Annotated in this window: 13 protein-coding genes and 1 pseudogene; 9 read left to right on the top strand and 5 right to left on the bottom strand. The window is 72.4% G+C overall.

Translation table 11 applies throughout. The features are described 5' to 3' along the window. Nucleotides 1-35 precede the first annotated feature (35 nt). Complete coding sequence (locus ACGFN2_RS35265; RefSeq protein ID WP_393367013.1) at nucleotides 36-1,181, top strand: LacI family DNA-binding transcriptional regulator; 1,146 nt, start codon at nucleotides 36-38, stop codon at nucleotides 1,179-1,181. Nucleotides 1,182-1,347: 166 nt separating this feature from the next. Here ACGFN2_RS35265 and ACGFN2_RS35260 read toward each other — a convergent pair whose 3' ends face one another. The 5 genes from ACGFN2_RS35260 to ACGFN2_RS35240 all read right to left on the bottom strand — a co-directional run bounded on the left by ACGFN2_RS35260 (nucleotide 1,348) and on the right by ACGFN2_RS35240 (nucleotide 6,134). After that, on the bottom strand, nucleotides 1,348-1,542 hold the full coding sequence (locus ACGFN2_RS35260; RefSeq protein ID WP_362613879.1) for a MerR family transcriptional regulator: 195 nt from the start codon (nucleotides 1,540-1,542) through the stop codon (nucleotides 1,348-1,350). Between the two features lie 530 nt (nucleotides 1,543-2,072). Beyond that, nucleotides 2,073-2,441, bottom strand: coding sequence for a peptidoglycan-binding protein (locus ACGFN2_RS35255; RefSeq protein ID WP_393367010.1), 369 nt, complete (start codon nucleotides 2,439-2,441; stop codon nucleotides 2,073-2,075). A gap of 100 nt (nucleotides 2,442-2,541) precedes the next feature. After that, nucleotides 2,542-3,984 carry a sugar porter family MFS transporter gene (locus ACGFN2_RS35250; RefSeq protein WP_393367008.1) on the bottom strand — a complete coding sequence of 481 codons (1,443 nt, stop codon included), beginning with the start codon at nucleotides 3,982-3,984 and terminating at the stop codon, nucleotides 2,542-2,544. 5 nt (nucleotides 3,985-3,989) lie between these two features. Beyond that, nucleotides 3,990-5,009: a Gfo/Idh/MocA family protein gene (locus tag ACGFN2_RS35245; protein WP_393367006.1), complete on the bottom strand. Its 1,020-nt coding sequence runs from the start codon at nucleotides 5,007-5,009 to the stop codon at nucleotides 3,990-3,992. Nucleotides 5,010-5,213: 204 nt separating this feature from the next. Next, entirely contained in the window at nucleotides 5,214-6,134 is a 921-nt protein-coding gene (locus ACGFN2_RS35240) for a sugar phosphate isomerase/epimerase family protein (RefSeq protein WP_393367004.1), read from the bottom strand. Between the two features lie 347 nt (nucleotides 6,135-6,481). On the opposite strand from ACGFN2_RS35240, the gene iolC reads away from it, so the two are divergent. From iolC to ACGFN2_RS35200, 8 genes and pseudogenes are all read left to right on the top strand, one after another. Continuing rightward, on the top strand, nucleotides 6,482-7,474 hold the full coding sequence (gene iolC, locus ACGFN2_RS35235) for a 5-dehydro-2-deoxygluconokinase (RefSeq protein WP_393367002.1): 993 nt from the start codon (nucleotides 6,482-6,484) through the stop codon (nucleotides 7,472-7,474). Nucleotides 7,475-7,612: 138 nt separating this feature from the next. Then, on the top strand, nucleotides 7,613-8,500 hold the full coding sequence (locus ACGFN2_RS35230) for a deoxyribose-phosphate aldolase (RefSeq protein ID WP_362614143.1): 888 nt from the start codon (nucleotides 7,613-7,615) through the stop codon (nucleotides 8,498-8,500). A 30-nt stretch (nucleotides 8,501-8,530) separates the two neighbouring features. Beyond that, a complete protein-coding gene (gene iolB / locus ACGFN2_RS35225; protein ID WP_362614140.1) occupies nucleotides 8,531-9,424 on the top strand; it encodes a 5-deoxy-glucuronate isomerase in 894 nt (297 codons plus the stop codon). Beyond that, a complete protein-coding gene (iolD, locus tag ACGFN2_RS35220) occupies nucleotides 9,421-11,304 on the top strand; it encodes a 3D-(3,5/4)-trihydroxycyclohexane-1,2-dione acylhydrolase (decyclizing) (protein WP_393366999.1) in 1,884 nt (627 codons plus the stop codon). The genes iolB and iolD overlap by 4 nt, the downstream gene beginning before the upstream one ends. Before the next feature lie 37 nt (nucleotides 11,305-11,341). Continuing rightward, the gene (locus tag ACGFN2_RS35215; protein ID WP_393366997.1) at nucleotides 11,342-12,835 is read left to right on the top strand and encodes a CoA-acylating methylmalonate-semialdehyde dehydrogenase; all 1,494 of its coding nucleotides are present in this window, start codon (nucleotides 11,342-11,344) and stop codon (nucleotides 12,833-12,835) included. Between the two features lie 183 nt (nucleotides 12,836-13,018). Beyond that, nucleotides 13,019-14,170, top strand: coding sequence for a hypothetical protein (locus ACGFN2_RS35210; RefSeq protein ID WP_362614132.1), 1,152 nt, complete (start codon nucleotides 13,019-13,021; stop codon nucleotides 14,168-14,170). A 361-nt stretch (nucleotides 14,171-14,531) separates the two neighbouring features. Beyond that, complete coding sequence (locus ACGFN2_RS35205) at nucleotides 14,532-15,038, top strand: GNAT family N-acetyltransferase (protein WP_362614157.1); 507 nt, start codon at nucleotides 14,532-14,534, stop codon at nucleotides 15,036-15,038. A 339-nt stretch (nucleotides 15,039-15,377) separates the two neighbouring features. Continuing rightward, a pseudogene (locus tag ACGFN2_RS35200) lies at nucleotides 15,378-15,794 on the top strand (two-component sensor histidine kinase); the annotation flags it as partial.

The raw sequence follows: 15,794 nt of genomic DNA, 5'->3' as shown, positions 1-15,794 counted from the left end.
GACGCCGTACCCGGCCGATGGAAGGATTCCCGCCCATGGAACGGTCCAATGAGCGAGCCGACGGGCTGACGGACGAGCGGACGACCGGCCGGGCCGAGGGCCTGACAGAGGGCCGGTCCGAGGCGCGGCCGGGCGCGGGCCGGCCGCCGACGATCCGTGGTGTCGCCGAGCGCGCGGGCGTGTCCAAATCGCTGGTCTCGCTGGTGCTCCAGGGCTCGCCGCGGGTCAGCGACACCAAGCGGCAGGCCGTGCTGGACGCCATCGAGGAGCTGGGGTACCGGCCGAACGCCGCCGCCCGCAGCCTGGTGGCCCGCCGTACGCACACCGTCGGGGTGCTGCTGAACGACATGCGCAACCCCTGGTTCGTCGACGTGCTCGACGGGCTCAACTCGCTGCTGCACGCGCACGGTCTGCGGATGCTGATGGCCGACGGGCGGCTGGACCGGCAGGCCGGGCAGGACTTCGCCCGTACCTTTCAGGAGCTGCGGGTCGACGGCCTCGTCGTCGTCGGCACGCTCCCGGATACCGACGGCCTCGCCGAGGTCGCCGCACGGCTGCCCACCGTCATCGCGGGCAACCACGAACCCCGGCTACCGCATGTCGACCTCGTCGCCAACGACGACGAACGCGGCGCCCGGCTCGCCACCGAGCACCTCATCGGCCTCGGCCACCGGCAGATCGCCCATATCGCCGGACAGGGCCCGGTCGGCGAGCTGCGCCGGCGCGGCTTCGAGGCCGCGATGCGGGCTCACGACCCGGCGGCGGAGGCCGCCGTGGTGGACGGCGACGGAACCGAGGAGGGCGGCTACCGCGCCGCCATCCGCCTCCTCGCCCCGTCACCCGCCACCACCCGCCGCGGCACCCTGCGCCCGAACGGTCAACTCCCCACCGCCGTCTTCGCGTTCAATGACATCTCCGCTGTCGGAGCGCTGTCCGCGGCCCAGGAGCTGGGCCTGCGCATACCCGCCGACCTCTCCCTCGTCGGCTACGACAACACCTACCTCGCCCGTATCCGCCACCTCTGGCTGAACTCGGTGAACAACGCCAGCCACGAGGTCGGCCGGCGTGCGGCGCGCTGCCTCCTGGACCGTATGGGGCGCCCGGACGCCCCGGGCGGGCAGCAACTCGTCGCCCCGGAACTGGAGATCAGAGGGTCGACGGCCCCGCCCCGGCCGGACTGACCCGGGCCGTACTGCTTACCCAGGGGCCGTACCGCTCACGGGACGCCGGGGACGCCGGGGACGCCGGGGACGCCGGGGGCGTCGGGGGCCGGGGACCGCCGGCCGGGAGATGCCGCCGGGTCCGTCGCCGTGCGGGGCGCCGGAGCCCGGGGGCCGTTCCGGTGGCTCAGCGGCGGCCGCGTTGGCCCGGCCGCTGCGCCACCCACCTTCTGACCGTATCGGCGAACCAGAACGGTTTTCCGCCCTCCACCAGATCCGGTTCGGGCAGCAACCCGTGCTTGCGGTAGGAGCGCACGGTGTCCGGCTGCACCTGGATGTGCGCGGCGATCTCCTTGTACGACCAGAGCTTGCGGTCGGTCATCTCTGCCACCTCCTGAGCGCCGTACGCAGGGTCGGCCCGGAGAGCCGGCAGGGGGCTGGGTACGGCCTGGTGATCACTCACCCTGTGCCTGGACAACGACACCGAGTAACCATCGGGGAGGGGCTGTTGAACGGCTGTGACGTAAGGCGCGCGTAACGGTGACAGCGGTGACGCGGGGCGGACGGCTGTGACGGGGGCGGGACGATCCGGGGCGCGGCGACGAGGGCGGCCGGAACCGCGATGAGGCGAGGGAGGAGCAGGCCGGAGCGGCGCCCGTCCGGAGCCGGGCGCGGGGCGTCAGGGGTCAAGTGCGGGGCGCCCGGGGGCGAGTAATGGGCGCCCACATCCCCGGGTGCGCCGTCGGCGTGGCGGCGAGCCGGAGGGCGGGGTGGTGGCTGTTCGGGGCGGTTCGCAGCGGCGCCGCGGGCGCACAGGCGTGTGGCGGGCCGGTCCCCAACTGGGGAACCGGCCCGCCACCGGGCGCCGTTGACGGCCGACCGCGGATCGGCCGCGGACCGACCGGCCGCGGATCAGGCGTGGTACAGCGCGTACCAGGTCTTCTTGCCGACCTTGCCGTCAGCGGTCAGGTGGTGCCGGGACTGGAACTTCTTCACCGCGGCCCGGGTCTTGGGGCCGAAGTACCCGGTCACATCTCCCCAGGGGAGATAGCGGCGGTTCGCCAGCAGGCACTGCGCCTGCGAGACGCGGTCGCCGCGCTGGCCGTAGACGGTGAGGGCATTGCCGTTGTAGTAGGCGCAGGCGGCCTGGGTACCGGCCGGCCCGCCGGCCGGAGTGTCCGCGGACGCCGGGCCGGTGAGCAGTCCCGCGGTCAACAGCCCCGCGGTCGCGGTCAGGACGGCCGTACGCCGGACGACACGGTCGATTGCGTTGATCTTCATGAATTCCACCGTTTCCCCCGTTGGATGGTGATTCCACCCGCTGTGACGCCGGGGGTGCGGTCCGTGGTTCCCGCGATGTGCGGATTTTCCCGACGTCCCGTCAGGTCGAGGCCGAGGTCGAAGCCGAAGCCGAGACCGGGGCCTCGCCCGCCGCCCTCCGCAGCTCGTGCTCCAGGTCCTCCAGCGCCAGCCCCTTCGTCTCCGGCGCGTACCGCTTGCAGAACACCAGGGACAGCACACACGCCACAGCGAACAGCCAGAATGTGGGCCCGGCGCCGACCGCGTCGAGCAGCAGCGGAAAGACCAGCGCCACCGCGAAGTTGACCAGCCACATCACGAACACCGCGGCACCCATGGCCAGTCCGCGGACCTTCAGCGGGAACATCTCGGCCAGCAGCAGCCAGACCCCCGTATTGAGCGTGCCCTGCATGAAGGCCATGTACAGCACCATCAGGCCCAGGACCAGGGCACTCACGGCGGGGGAGTGCGGCAGACGGAAGGAGGCGCCGAGCAGGGTCAGCGAGACCGCCATCCCCGCCAGGCCGGTGAGCAGCAGCGGACGCCGGCCGACCCGGTCGATCAGGGACATCCCGATCGCGGTGGCGACCACCGAGATCACCCCGACCGCGATGGTGGCGGTGATCGACGCGCCGGTGCCCAGACCCGTCGACGCCAGGATCTTCGGCGCGAAGTACACCACGGCGTTGACCCCCGTGATCTGCTGGACGGCCGCCAGACCGATACCGACCAGCAACAGCCGCCGCACCCAGGGCGTACGCAACTGCTGCCAGGCACCGCGCCGCGCCTCGGCCTCCAGGCCACGGGCCTGATCGATCCGGGCCAGCTCCGCGGGCACGTCGTCGGCGGGCAGCGTCCGGCGCAGCACCCGGGCCGCCTCGTCCCGCCGCCCCTTGCTGATGTACCAGCGCGGGGTGTCCGGCAGGAAGAACAGTCCGACGAACAGCGCCACGGCGGGCAGCGCCGCCAGTCCCAGCATCCAGCGCCAGGCCGCCCACTGCGCCAGGAAGGCGTTGAGGAGATACGCGAGCAGCTGGCCGCTGACGATCATCAGCGAATTGAACGAGACCAGCCGGCCGCGGATGTGCGGGGGCGCCACCTCGGAGAGGTAGAGCGGGGTGATCACCGACGCGCTGCCGACGGCGAGGCCGAGCACGAAGCGCGCCACCGTCATGAGGGCGACGGTGGGGGAGAGCGCGACGGCCAGCGCACCGCCGATGAACACCGCGCCCGCCCACAACAGCGCGTTGCGCCGCCCCAGCGCGTCCGACATCCGGCCGCCGAGCAGCGAACCGAAGGCCGCGCCGATCAGCAGTGCGCTGGTGATCACGCCCTCGCCCAGGGAGGTGAGCCCGAAGTGGCCCTCCATGAAGGGGAGCGCGCCGGATATCACTCCGGTGTCGTAGCCGAAGAGGGCGCCGCCCAGCGCGGCGATGGCGGCGATGCCGACAAGGAAGCGCCCGGCGTGACGGGTCCGCGCCCCCTCACGCGGCCCGGCGGACGCGGGCTGACCGGTCGGAGCCATCCCCATCAGCGGTACAGCTCCGGCCGCTCGATCAGCTCGACCGGCACTCGCTCGCCCGTCGTCTGGGCGCGTACGCCCGCCTCGCACACCGCGGCCGCGGCATAGCCGTCCCAGCAGCTGGGGCCCTCGACCTCGCCGCGCCGGGTGGCGTTCACCCACAGCTGCACCTGCCGGTCGTAGGCCTCCTCGAAGCGCTCCACGAAACCGGGGGTGATCGCACCGCCCCAGCGGCCGGCGGTGTTGCTGAACACCCCGCGGTCGTCACCGATCCTGGCGGTGCCGCCCTCACAGACCGCCTCACAGCTGACCTGGTAGCCGAAGCCGCAGTTGACGAAGAGTTCGGTGTCCACGACCTGGCCGCCCGCCGTCTCGAAGAGGATCAGCTGGGGGTCGCTGAGGCCCTCCGGCGCGTTGCCGGTGGGGGCCGGGCGCAGCACCCGCACCGCGGTGATCTCCTCCTCCAGCAGCCAGCGGGTCACATCGATCTCGTGCACCACCGAGTCGTTGATCATCATCGCGTTGGTGAAGCCGGGCGGGGTGTCGGCGTTGCGGTGCTTGTTGTGCAGCATCAGCGGACGCCCGTAAGCGCCCTGTTCCAGCAGGGACTTGAGGGTGCGGTAGTCGGCGTCGTAGCGGCGCATGAAACCGACCTGGGCGCGACGGTGCCCCAGCGCCTGCTCGGCCTCCAGCACCCGCAGCGCGGAGGCGGCGTCCGGCGTCAGCGGCTTCTCGCACAGCACGGGCAGATCCCGCGCGAAGGCGTCCAGCAGCGCCGCCTCGTGCGCGGGCCCCGGCGAGGCGATCAGTACGGCGTCCACCCCGGGGTCGTCCATGGCGGCGGCCGGGTCGGTGTAGGGGGTACACCCTTCGATGCCGTCGGCGAGGTGCTTGACCCGCGCCGCGTCGATGTCGACCACCGCGGCGACCCGGGCGCCGCTGATCACCTCGTTGATCCGGCGTACATGGTCGGCGCCCATCCGGCCGGTGCCGATGACCGCGACGCCCAGCGTTTTGTGCGAAGTCATGTCGTCCACAAGTCCTTACGTGCTACGGAGTGTGAGCTACCCTAGGAACTGATTACTCTCCGTAATCGTTGCCGGGGTATGAGGAGGAGGCGCCACGAGGCAGACGGACGCGGGGCGCGGCCACGCGATACGTCTGCACGCAATGCGTAACCCTGCGAGGCGCACCCCCGCAAGGCGCACCCCTGCGAGGCCCGGTCCCGCCACTCACGCCCCGCAGGAGCGCAGGAAGCGGCGGGTTCGTTCGGCGATGGGGAAGGGTTGGTCGGGCGGGCAGGGGTACATGTCCTGCTCGACGATGGCGAAGAGGTCGACGTTCAGCTCCTGTGCGGCCTCCAGGACGGGCGGCAGTGCCGGTACGCCGAGCGGCGGTTCGCACATCACGCCCTGCTTGACCGCGGGGCCGAAGGGCGTGCCCTTGGCGACGACCTCGCTGAGGATGTCGGGGTCGACCTGCTTGAGGTGGAGGTAGCCGATCCGCTCGCCGTAGGTGCGGATCAGCTTGACGCTGTCGCCGCCGCAGTAGGCGTAATGGCCGGTGTCCAGGCAGAGGTTGACCAGGGCGGAGTCGGTGGTGTGCAGGAGCCGTTCGACGTGTTCCTCGGTGTCGATGTGGGTGTCGGCGTGTGGGTGCACGACGATGTCCAGCCCGAACTCGTCGCGCACCTGCCTGCCCAGCCGCTCCATGCCGGTGGTCAGCTGCTTCCACTGCTCCACGGTCAGCTCGCGCGGCTCGATCTCCTCGGCGGTCTTGTCGTCGCGCCAGAAGGAGGGGATGACGACGAGGTGCCCGGCGCCCATCGCCTGGGTGAGGGTGGCGACCTCGGAGACGTGCGCCCAGGTCTTGTCCCATACGGACGGGCCGTGGTGCAGCGAGGTGAAGATCGTGCCGGCCGAGACGCGCAGGCTGCGGCGGGCGATCTCGTCGCGCAGGACGGCGGGGTCGGTGGGCAGGTAGCCGTAGGGGCCGAGTTCGATCCACTCGTAGCCGGCCTCGGCGACCTCGTCCAGGAAGCGCTGCCAGGGGACCTGCTGGTCGTCGTCGGGGAACCAGACTCCCCACGAGTCGGGTGCGGAACCGACGCGGATGCGGTCCAGGGCGGGCTGGGCGGCATGGGGAACGGGCATGCTGCGGCTCTCCTCTCGCCGGTCGGCGGTGACCGGGAGGCGCTGGGGTGCGGTCGTGGGGCACAGCCTCTCTGCCGCCCCAGGGAGTGTCAAGACTTCGTCCTGACATAAGGACTTAAGGACTTTGTTGCTTGGGGGGCATGGAGTGCATGGGGTTGCTTGGGGTGCAGGGGTGTGAGGGGTGGCAGGTGAGGGCTTGTTGGGTGAGGGGTGGTGTTGGGGGCCTCGCTCTCTTGACGTCAGTATGTAAGGACAAATTATTGACAGGGTCCACGGCTCCCCGTTAGACCTTTCCTCGGAGCCGAACCCGCCGAACCCGCTGTGCCGGGCGACCCGAAGGGGCGCACATGACCGAGCCGTACGACCTGATCACCATGGGGCGCATCGGAGTCGACCTCTACCCGTTGCAGACCGGTGTGCCGCTGGCTCAGGTCGAGACCTTCGGGAAGTTCCTCGGCGGCTCCGCCACCAATGTCGCGGTGGCCGCCGCCCGGCTCGGCCGCCGCAGCGCGGTCATCAGCCGTACCGGCAGTGACCCGTTCGGCGACTACGTCCACCAGGCGCTGCGTGACTTCGGTGTGGACGACCGGTGGGTGACCGCCGTCGACGCCTACCCGACACCGGTCACCTTCTGCGAGATCTTCCCGCCGGACGACTTCCCGCTCTACTTCTACCGCCGTCCCAAGGCTCCCGACCTGGTCATCCACCCCGAGGAGCTGGACCGGGACGCGATCGCCGCGGCCCGGATCTTCTGGGTCACCGGGACGGGGCTGTGCGAGGAGCCCAGCCGCACCGCCACCCTCGCCGCGCTGGAGGCCCGTGCCAAGGCGGGCACCACCGTCTTCGACCTCGACTGGCGGCCGATGTTCTGGGGCGGTGCGGGCGGCGCCTCCGGGGACGGCGGGACGGCCGGCGCCGCGGCGATGGTCGACGCCCGCCCGTACTACGAGGCCGCGCTGCGGCACGCCACCGTCGCGGTCGGCAACGTCGACGAGGCCGAGGTCGCCACCGGGCTCCGTGACCCCTGGGCCTGCGCGCGGGCGCTGCTGGACATGGGCGTCGAGCTCGCGGTGATCAAGCAGGGGCCCAAGGGTGTGCTCGCCGTCCACCGGGACGGCCGCACCGCCGAGGTGCCGCCCACCCCGGTCGAGGTCGTCAACGGCCTGGGAGCCGGGGACTCCTTCGGCGGGGCGCTGTGCCACGGGCTGCTCGCCGGCTGGGAGCTGGCGCCGGTGATGCGGTACGCCAACGCCGCGGGCGCGATCGTCGCCTCCCGTCTCGCCTGCTCCTCCGCGATGCCGACGGCCGACGAGGTCGACGCGTTCCTGGCCGCCCGGTGACCGCCGGGCCCGGGCCCCTCGTGGCCCTCAGGGCGAGATCCCGTCCGGCGATCCCCGTGGCCGGTCCCCGCCCCCGCGCCCGCCCCGCCCGCCGGCCGCACCCCGTCCACCTGTGCATTCAAGAAGGTGAGTTGAGCCTTGACCCCTCGGATCAGTGACCTCGCGACGCTGCGGGCCCGGCATCCCGAAGCCGTCGCGGAGGCCGCCGCCCGCCGCAGCCGTCGCCCGCTCCTCGGCGACAGCGGCCGGCTGATGATCATCGCCGCCGATCACCCGGCCCGGGGCGCGCTGGCCGTCGGTGACCGGCAACTCGCCATGGCCAACCGCCTCGACCTGCTCGAACGCCTGGTCCTGGCGCTGTCGCGGCCCGGTGTGGACGGGGTGCTCGCCACCGCCGACATACTGGAGGACCTGCTGCTGATCGGCGCCCTCGACGGCAAGGTCGTGATGGGCTCGATGAACCGCGGCGGGCTCGCCGGCGCCTCCTTCGAGATGGACGACCGGTTCACCGGCCACCGCCCCCAGGACCTCGCCCGGCTCCGCTTCGACGCCGGCAAGCTGCTGCTGCGCATCGACTACCGCGACCCCGGCTCGCTGACCACCCTGGAGGCCACCGCCCGCACCATCGACGCGATGGCCGAGCGGCGGCTGCCCGTCTTCGTCGAGCCGTTCCTGTCCTCCCGGGCGGACGGCGCGGTCCGCAACGACCTCGGCGCCGACGCCGTGACCCGTTCCGTGGCCATCGCCTCCGGGCTCGGCGGCACCTCCGCCTACACCTGGCTCAAGCTGCCGGTCACCGACGACGCCGACGCCATGGCCCGGGTCTGTGAGAGCACCACCCTGCCGACCGTGCTGCTCGGCGGCGACATCGGCGGCACCGTCCGGGACCAGGAAGCCGCCTACGAGAAGTGGCGCAAGGCGCTGCGGCTGCCGACCGTGCAGGGCCTGGTCGTCGGCCGCTCCCTGCTCTACCCGGCCGACGGGGATGTCGCGGCTGCCGTGGACACCGCCGTAGGCCTGCTGTGAACGCCGCGCTTTCCGCAGGAGACTCGACATATGAGCACTGAATTCCATCTGGGTGCCCACGCCGCGGCGGCGGGCCCGTACGCCCTGGACATCGACCCGGAGCGGGCCGGCTGGGGCTACTCCTCGCTGCGTGTCCTGGACCTGCCGCCCGGCGCCCACCACTCCTTCGCCACCGGCGACAGCGAATGGATCGTGCTGCCGCTGTCCGGCGGCTGCACGGTGCACACCGATGACGGCGAGACCTTCGAACTGGCCGGGCGGGAGAGCGTGTTCGGCGCGGTCACCGACTTCGCGTACGTGCCGCGGGACGCGCAGGTCCGGATCGCCACCGGCGCGGGCGGCCGCTTCGCGCTCACCGGCGCCCGCTGCGAGAACCGGCTGCCCGCCCGCTACGGCCCGGCCTCCGGTGTCCCCGTGGAGCTGCGCGGCAGCGGCACCTGCTCCCGCCAGGTCAACAACTTCGCCGCGGCGGGCAGCTTCGTGTGCGACCGGCTGATCGCGGTGGAGGTGCTCACCCCCGGCGGCAACTGGTCGTCCTACCCGCCGCACAAGCACGACGAGTGCCGTCCCGGCGAGGAGTCCGAACTGGAGGAGATCTACTACTTCGAGATCGAGCCGGCGCACGGCACGGACGGGGTCGGCTACCAGCGGGTGAGCCCCTCGGGGCGCGGGCGCGGCACCGATGTGCTGGCCGAGGTCCGCAGCGGGGACGCGGTCCTCATCCCCGACGGCTGGCACGGCCCGTCCATCGCCGCGCCCGGCCACGCCATGTACTACCTCAACGTCATGGCCGGTCCGGGTGCCACCCGCGAGTGGCTGATCTGCGACCACCCCGACCACGGCTGGATTCGCTCCACCTGGCCCGGCCAGCCCGTCGACCCCCGTCTCCCCCTCTACGAAGCGCCCGCAGGAGCCGCCCGATGAACGCCCCGACCACGCGCCGGCTGACGGTCGCGCAGGCCCTGGCCGAGTTCCTCGCCCACCAGTACACCGAGCGGGACGGCCGCCGGCACCGTCTGGTCAACGCCTGCTGGGGCATCTTCGGCCACGGCAACGTCGCCGGTCTCGGCCAGGCGCTGCTGGAGTCCGGCGGCGCGCTGCCGTATCTCCAGGGCCGTAACGAGCAGGCCATGGTGCATGCCGCGGTGGGCTACGCGCGGCAGTGCGACCGGCTCTCCGCGCACGCCGTCACCACGTCCATCGGGCCCGGCGCCACCAACCTCGTCACCGGTGCCGCGCTCGCCACCGTCAACCGGCTGCCGGTCCTGCTGCTGCCCGGGGACACCTTCGCCACCCGGACGGCGGACCCCGTCCTGCAGCAGCTGGAGGTCCCGCAGGCGGGCGATGTGTCGGTCAATGACGCGCTGCGTCCGGTCTCCCGCTACTTCGACCGGGTCACCCGGCCCGAGGCGCTGATCCCCGCCGCCCTCCAGGCCATGCGGGTGCTCGCCGACCCGGTGGACACCGGCGCCGTCACCCTCGCGCTGCCGCAGGACGTGCAGGCGGAGGCGTACGACTGGCCGGAGGAGTTCTTCGCCGACCGGGTCTGGCGGGTGACCCGGCCCGCCCCCGATCCGGACGCCCTCGCGGACGCCGTCCGCGCGGTCCGCGGCGCCCGGCGGCCGCTGCTGGTCGCGGGGGGCGGGGTGCACCACTCGGAGGCCGAGGACGCGCTGTGCGCCTTCGCCGACGCCACCGGCATCCCGGTCGCCTCCACCCAGGCCGGCAAGGGCTCGCTGCGCCATGACCACCCCGCCGATGTCGGCGGTATCGGCCACACCGGCACCGCCACCGCCGACGCCCTCGCCCGCGAGGCCGACCTGGTCATCGGCGTCGGCACCCGCTACACCGACTTCACCACCGCCTCCACGACCCTCTTCGCCGCGCCCGGCGTGCGCTTCCTGAACCTCAACATCGCCTCCTTCGACGCGCACAAGCTCGGCGCCGCCTCGCTCGTCGCCGACGCCCGCGCCGGACTCGACGCGCTCACCGAGGAGCTGTCCGGGCACCGGGTGGCCGCGGAGTACGAGGCCGCCTACGGCGTGGCGAAGGCGGACTGGGAGCGCCGGGTGGACGCCGCGTTCGGCGCGGCGGACGACTCCGTGCGACCCTCCCAGACACAGGTGCTGGGCGCGCTGGACGCCGTCGTCGACGACACCGACATCATCCTCAACGCGGCCGGGTCGCTCCCCGGTGACCTGCACAAACTCTGGCGCGCCCGGTCCCGCAGGCAGTACCACCTGGAGTACGGCTACTCCTGTATGGGCTATGAGATCCCCGCCGCGATCGGGGTGCGGATGGCCGCCCCCGGACGGCCGGTGTGGGCGCTGGTCGGCGACGGTACGTATCTGATGAACCCCACCGAGATCGTCACCGCGGTCCAGGAGGGCATCGCCTTCACCATGGTCCTCATCCAGAACCACGGCTACGCCTCGATCGGCGGGCTGTCCCAGGCGACCGGCGGCGAACGGTTCGGCACCGACTACCGCTTCCGCGCCGCGGACGGCACGTACACGGGTGCGCCGCTGCCCGTCGATCTCGCGGCCAACGCCGCCTCGCTGGGGATGCACGTCCTGCGGGCGGCCACGGTCGGTGAGCTGCGTGCCGCGCTCGCCGAGGCGCGTGGCGCGAACCGGCCCACATGTGTCTATGTCGAGACCGAAACGGCCGACACTGTGCCGGGCGCGCCGGAGGCCCAGGCCTGGTGGGATGTTCCCGTTGCCGAGACCGCGACACGTCCGGCGGCGGTGGCCGCACGCGAGGCGTACGACCGGCACGCCGCCGGGCGTCGCCGCCACCTCTGACTCCCGCTCGAAGTCGTCACCCAGAAAGGCCCCTCGCATGAAGACCCTCAGCCACTGGATCGGCGGGAAGCCCGTCGAGGGCGTCTCCGGCAACTTCGGCCCGGTCTACAACCCGGCCACCGGCGCCCAGGAGAAGCAGGTCGCCTTCGCCTCGACCGACGAGGTCGACGCGGCCGTCCGCGCGGCCAAGGAGGCGTTCCGGACCTGGGGCGACAGCTCCCTGGCCAAGCGCACCTCGGTGCTGTTCAAGTACCGCGAGCTGCTCGACGCGCACCGCGAGGAGATCGCGCGGCTGATCACCGCCGAGCACGGCAAGGTGCACTCCGACGCGCTCGGCGAGGTCGCCCGCGGCCTGGAGATCGTCGAGCTGGCCTGCGGTATCCCGGAGAAGCTCAAGGGCGAGCTGTCCACCCAGGTCTCCACCCGCGTCGACGTGGCGGCGATCCGTCAGTCGCTCGGTGTGGTCGCCGGTATCACGCCGTTCAACTTCCCGGCGATGGTGCCGATGTGGATGTTCCCGCTCGCCATCGCCTGCGGTAACACCTTCGTCCTCAAGCCGAGCGAGAAGGTCCCCAGCGCCGCCCTCAAGCTGGCCGAGCTGGCCGCCGAGGCGGGGCTGCCCGACGGCGTGCTGAACGTCGTCAACGGCGACAAGGTGGCCGTCGACGCCATCCTGGAGCACCCGGACATCGCCGCGGTCTCCTTCGTCGGCTCCACCCCCATCGCCCGCTACATCCACACCACCGGCACCGCCAACGGCAAGCGGGTCCAGGCGCTGGGCGGCGCCAAGAACCACATGCTGGTCCTGCCGGACGCCGACCTCGACCTGGCCGCGGACTCCGCGATCAACGCCGCGTACGGCTCGGCCGGTGAGCGCTGCATGGCGATCTCCGTCGTCGTGGCCGTCGGGGAGACCGCCGACCCGCTGATCGGCAAGATCAAGGAGCGCGCCGACCAGCTGCGGATCGGCCCCGGCGACGACCCGGCGTCCGAGATGGGCCCGCTGATCACCAAGGTCCACCGCGACAAGGTCGCCTCGTACGTCTCGGGCGCCGCGGCCCAGGGCGCCGATGTCGTCATCGACGGCACCGGCTACACCGTCGAGGGCTACGAGGACGGGCACTGGATCGGCATCTCCCTCCTGGACCACGTCACGCCCGGGATGGACGCCTACAAGGACGAGATCTTCGGCCCGGTGCTGTCCGTGGTCCGCGTCGACACCTACGACGAGGCCATCGAGCTGATGAACAGCTCGCCGTGGGGCAACGGCACCGCGATCTTCACCCGGGACGGCGGCGCGGCCCGCCGCTTCCAGATGGAGGTCGAGGCCGGCATGGTCGGCGTGAACGTGCCGATCCCGGTGCCGGTGGGCTACCACTCCTTCGGCGGCTGGAAGGACTCGCTCTTCGGCGACCACCACATCTACGGCAACGACGGCGTGCACTTCTACACCCGCGGCAAGGTCGTCACCACCCGCTGGCCGGACCCGTCCGACGGCGGCATCAACCTGGGCTTCCCCAGCAACCACTGAGGACGTCCCGACGGACCCCCGGCCACCCCTCACCGGCCGGGGGTCCGGCATGTCCGGGTCGTGACGTCCTGGCCGGGTCGCCGTGTGCCCGACCGCGAAGAACCCCAGGTCCGGGGGGAGACCGCCGGCCGGTGCGTTGCTACCGTGCTCCCTCGCGCAGCACTGACACACACGGGGGACGAAATGCCACAGTCTATGGCGCTCGCCAAGGGCGCCCGTATCACCGGCGGGGCGTTCTGCCTGCTGTTCTTCCTTTTCACCGCCACCTGGCTGGTCGTCGACCTCAGCCAGCTGGGCATCGACGGGGTCTGGGAATCCTGGACCTTCCAGAACCCCGGCGCCACCAACCGGGTCACCAGCGCGTTCCATCTGGGACTGGCCCTGGTGCAGCTGGCGGCGGCGGTCACGGCGTTCGCGGGTCAGCGGGTGGCCGGCGGACTGCTGGCCGTCGCCACCACCCTCACCTTCGCCACCGTGCTGCAAGCCATGATCAGCGTCGGCAGCCACACCGAGAACCACCGCTGGTTCCAGCACGTCGAACGGGGCACGCCGACCTTCGACAACGTCTTCCTGAGCAGCCTGGGCATGTTCCCGCTGACCGTCGTCGCGGGCATCGTGCTGCTCGCCGGGATGCGTTCCTGGCCGCGCCAGAAGCCCAGTGACCCGCCGGTGCGCCCGGCCGGGAAGGCCGGTGTGGCGGGCGGTCTGGTGCTCGGCGCGATGGCGCTGCTCCTCGTGGTCTGGCACGGATACATGCTGGTGGAGGGCGGCAGCGAATTCTTCGCCATGTTCTACTTCGGCAAGGGCGCCGGTCTCGGCGCGCTGCTGGGAATGGCCTCCGGCTGGTCCGCCTTCTTCTTCCTCGCGCTGACCGTGCCGGCCACGCTCAGCAGCCTGATGCGCGGCCCCGCGGCCCGCGGGCTGGCCATCGGGCTGGCGGTGGTGTCGCTGCCCGGCGCCGTGCTGTCGGTGATCGGGATGGCCCTCGACCACAGCCTGTTCGAGCTGTCCGGCGCCGTGCCGGGCATGGACCTCATCAACCGGCTCCAGCTGGCGCTGGACCTGTTCGGGTCGGTGGCGCTGCTGGTCCTGATGGGCCGCGGTGAGCCGGTCGCCCCCGCCTGGTACCCGCCGTCGCAGGCACCGCAGTTCGCCGTCCCCGGCTTCGTGCCGCAGCCCGGCATGCAGGCCCCGCAGGCCCCGCCGGTCTGGCAGCCGCCCGCCGGACCGGTGCCCCCGGTCAGCGGCCCGCCGGTGCCGCCGGCCGGTGCCCCGCCGATGCCGCCCGGCACCCCGCCGCCCCCGCAGGGCGGCTTCGGGCCGCCGCAGTACTGACCCGTCCGCGTACGGCCGCCGAGGCCCTACGCGGAAAACAACGGGGGGCGGCGGCCCGCCGGTTGATACGGTGCGAGGGCGCGTGCCCGAGCGCGCTCACCGCCGGACGAGGGAGGTTGATGAATATGGCCCGCCAGACGCTTCATCGGCATGCCCTTGTCCGGGCCGCCGCCTGAGCGGGACACTCCCGCGGAACGCCTGAGCGTCCGCCGTCCCCAGCGCGGCCCGGTCGTCGACGAACGACCAGGAGTCACGCGTGTCTTCCTCTTCTTTCTCTGATTTCCCCCCTTCCCCTTCCCCTTCCCTTTCCCTTGGCTCCCCGGACTCCCCGGATGCCGTCCTTCCGCGGGGCGGCGCCGAGCTGTGCACCGCCCGGCTGCTGCTGCGGCCGTGGTCCGACGGAGAGCTGGCCGCCGTGCTCGACGGGACGCGGCAGCCGCACTGGGCCGCGGACTTCCCCGCCGACGGAGACCGGGTCATCGCCGGCTTCGTCGCCGGGAACCCCGACGCGCGCGGCGTCTACGGCCAGCGGCAGATCCTCGAACGGGACGGCGGCCAGGTGGTCGGCGCCATCGGGCTGTTCTGGCCGCCGCGGGAGGGAGCGCTGGAGTTCGGCTACGGCGTCGTGCCGTCCCGGCGGGGCCGTGGCTATGCCGCCGAGGCCGCCCGCGCCCTGGTGGCGTTCGCCCTCACGGCGCCGGGTGTGCACACCGTGTGCGCGGACGCCGAGCTGTCGAACCCGGCGTCCTGCCGCGTCCTGGAGAAGGCCGGGCTGGTGCACTGCAGCAGCGATGAGCGGCTCGCGCGGTACCGGCTGACGGCGCGGGGCCCGGCGCCGGACGACGGCACCGGCACCCGCACCGGCTGACGGCCGGTCCGCGCCGACCCGTCCGCCGGGCCCGTTCCCAGGGCCCGGCGGACGGGTCGGCGTGCTCATGGGGCAGGTGGGGGCCGGGGTCTGTGGGCCGGGAGGCGAGCCGTTGCTTACTGCCGGTTTATGACCCCTTTGTGCAGGATGGATACCCCTGTCAACTGTCCTGTGCCTTCAGGCATGTGAGGAAGGATCAGTCGTGCGTTCACCTCTTGTCCCGGTACCGGGCGTCGTGCCTGTTTCACCGGCCCGTCGGGGCTGAGCGCCTTGGCGACCGCTCCCCAGGCCCCCGCTTCCCCGGCTTCCGCGCCGGTGACCCCGCCCCCGGTGCCGCCCGTGCCCCCGCAGCCGCCGCGCCGTCCGGCGCCCTGGCTGCGGCCGACCATCCGGATACGGCTGACGCTGCTGTACGGCGGCATGTTCCTGATGGCCGGGGTCGTGCTGCTCGCGCTCATCTACGTCCTGGCGGCGCAGACCCTCAAGGAGGGCACCCCGGAGTTCCGGATCTTCGGCACCAACCTCCGCGTGGGCAACGGCAGTTGTCCCGGTCTGCCGTCGCTCGGCACGGTCGGTGAGATCAACGCGGCGATCAGCGAGTGCATGCACAACCAGCGCGAACTGGCCCTGCAGACCTTCCTGAACCATTCGCTGGCGGCTCTGCTGGGTTTGACGGTGGTGGCGTTCGCGTTCGGTTATGCGATGGCGGGGCGGGTGTTGTCGCCGTTGGGGCGGATCACGCGGACGGCGCAGCGG

It is taken from the genome of Streptomyces sp. NPDC048612 (genome assembly GCF_043199295.1).
Classification (GTDB): Bacteria; Actinomycetota; Actinomycetes; order Streptomycetales; family Streptomycetaceae; genus Streptomyces.
This window is presented reverse-complemented; position numbering and strand designations above follow the sequence as displayed.

Coding starts and splice junctions, on each gene's coding strand:
- ACGFN2_RS35265 (WP_393367013.1), top strand. CDS start 36: ATGGAACGGTCCAATGAGCGAGCCGACGGGCTGACGGACGAGCGGACG.
- ACGFN2_RS35260 (WP_362613879.1), bottom strand. CDS start 1,542: ATGACCGACCGCAAGCTCTGGTCGTACAAGGAGATCGCCGCGCACATC.
- ACGFN2_RS35255 (WP_393367010.1), bottom strand. CDS start 2,441: ATGAAGATCAACGCAATCGACCGTGTCGTCCGGCGTACGGCCGTCCTG.
- ACGFN2_RS35250 (WP_393367008.1), bottom strand. CDS start 3,984: ATGGCTCCGACCGGTCAGCCCGCGTCCGCCGGGCCGCGTGAGGGGGCG.
- ACGFN2_RS35245 (WP_393367006.1), bottom strand. CDS start 5,009: ATGACTTCGCACAAAACGCTGGGCGTCGCGGTCATCGGCACCGGCCGG.
- ACGFN2_RS35240 (WP_393367004.1), bottom strand. CDS start 6,134: ATGCCCGTTCCCCATGCCGCCCAGCCCGCCCTGGACCGCATCCGCGTC.
- iolC (WP_393367002.1), top strand. CDS start 6,482: ATGACCGAGCCGTACGACCTGATCACCATGGGGCGCATCGGAGTCGAC.
- iolB (WP_362614140.1), top strand. CDS start 8,531: ATGAGCACTGAATTCCATCTGGGTGCCCACGCCGCGGCGGCGGGCCCG.
- iolD (WP_393366999.1), top strand. CDS start 9,421: ATGAACGCCCCGACCACGCGCCGGCTGACGGTCGCGCAGGCCCTGGCC.
- ACGFN2_RS35215 (WP_393366997.1), top strand. CDS start 11,342: ATGAAGACCCTCAGCCACTGGATCGGCGGGAAGCCCGTCGAGGGCGTC.
- ACGFN2_RS35210 (WP_362614132.1), top strand. CDS start 13,019: ATGCCACAGTCTATGGCGCTCGCCAAGGGCGCCCGTATCACCGGCGGG.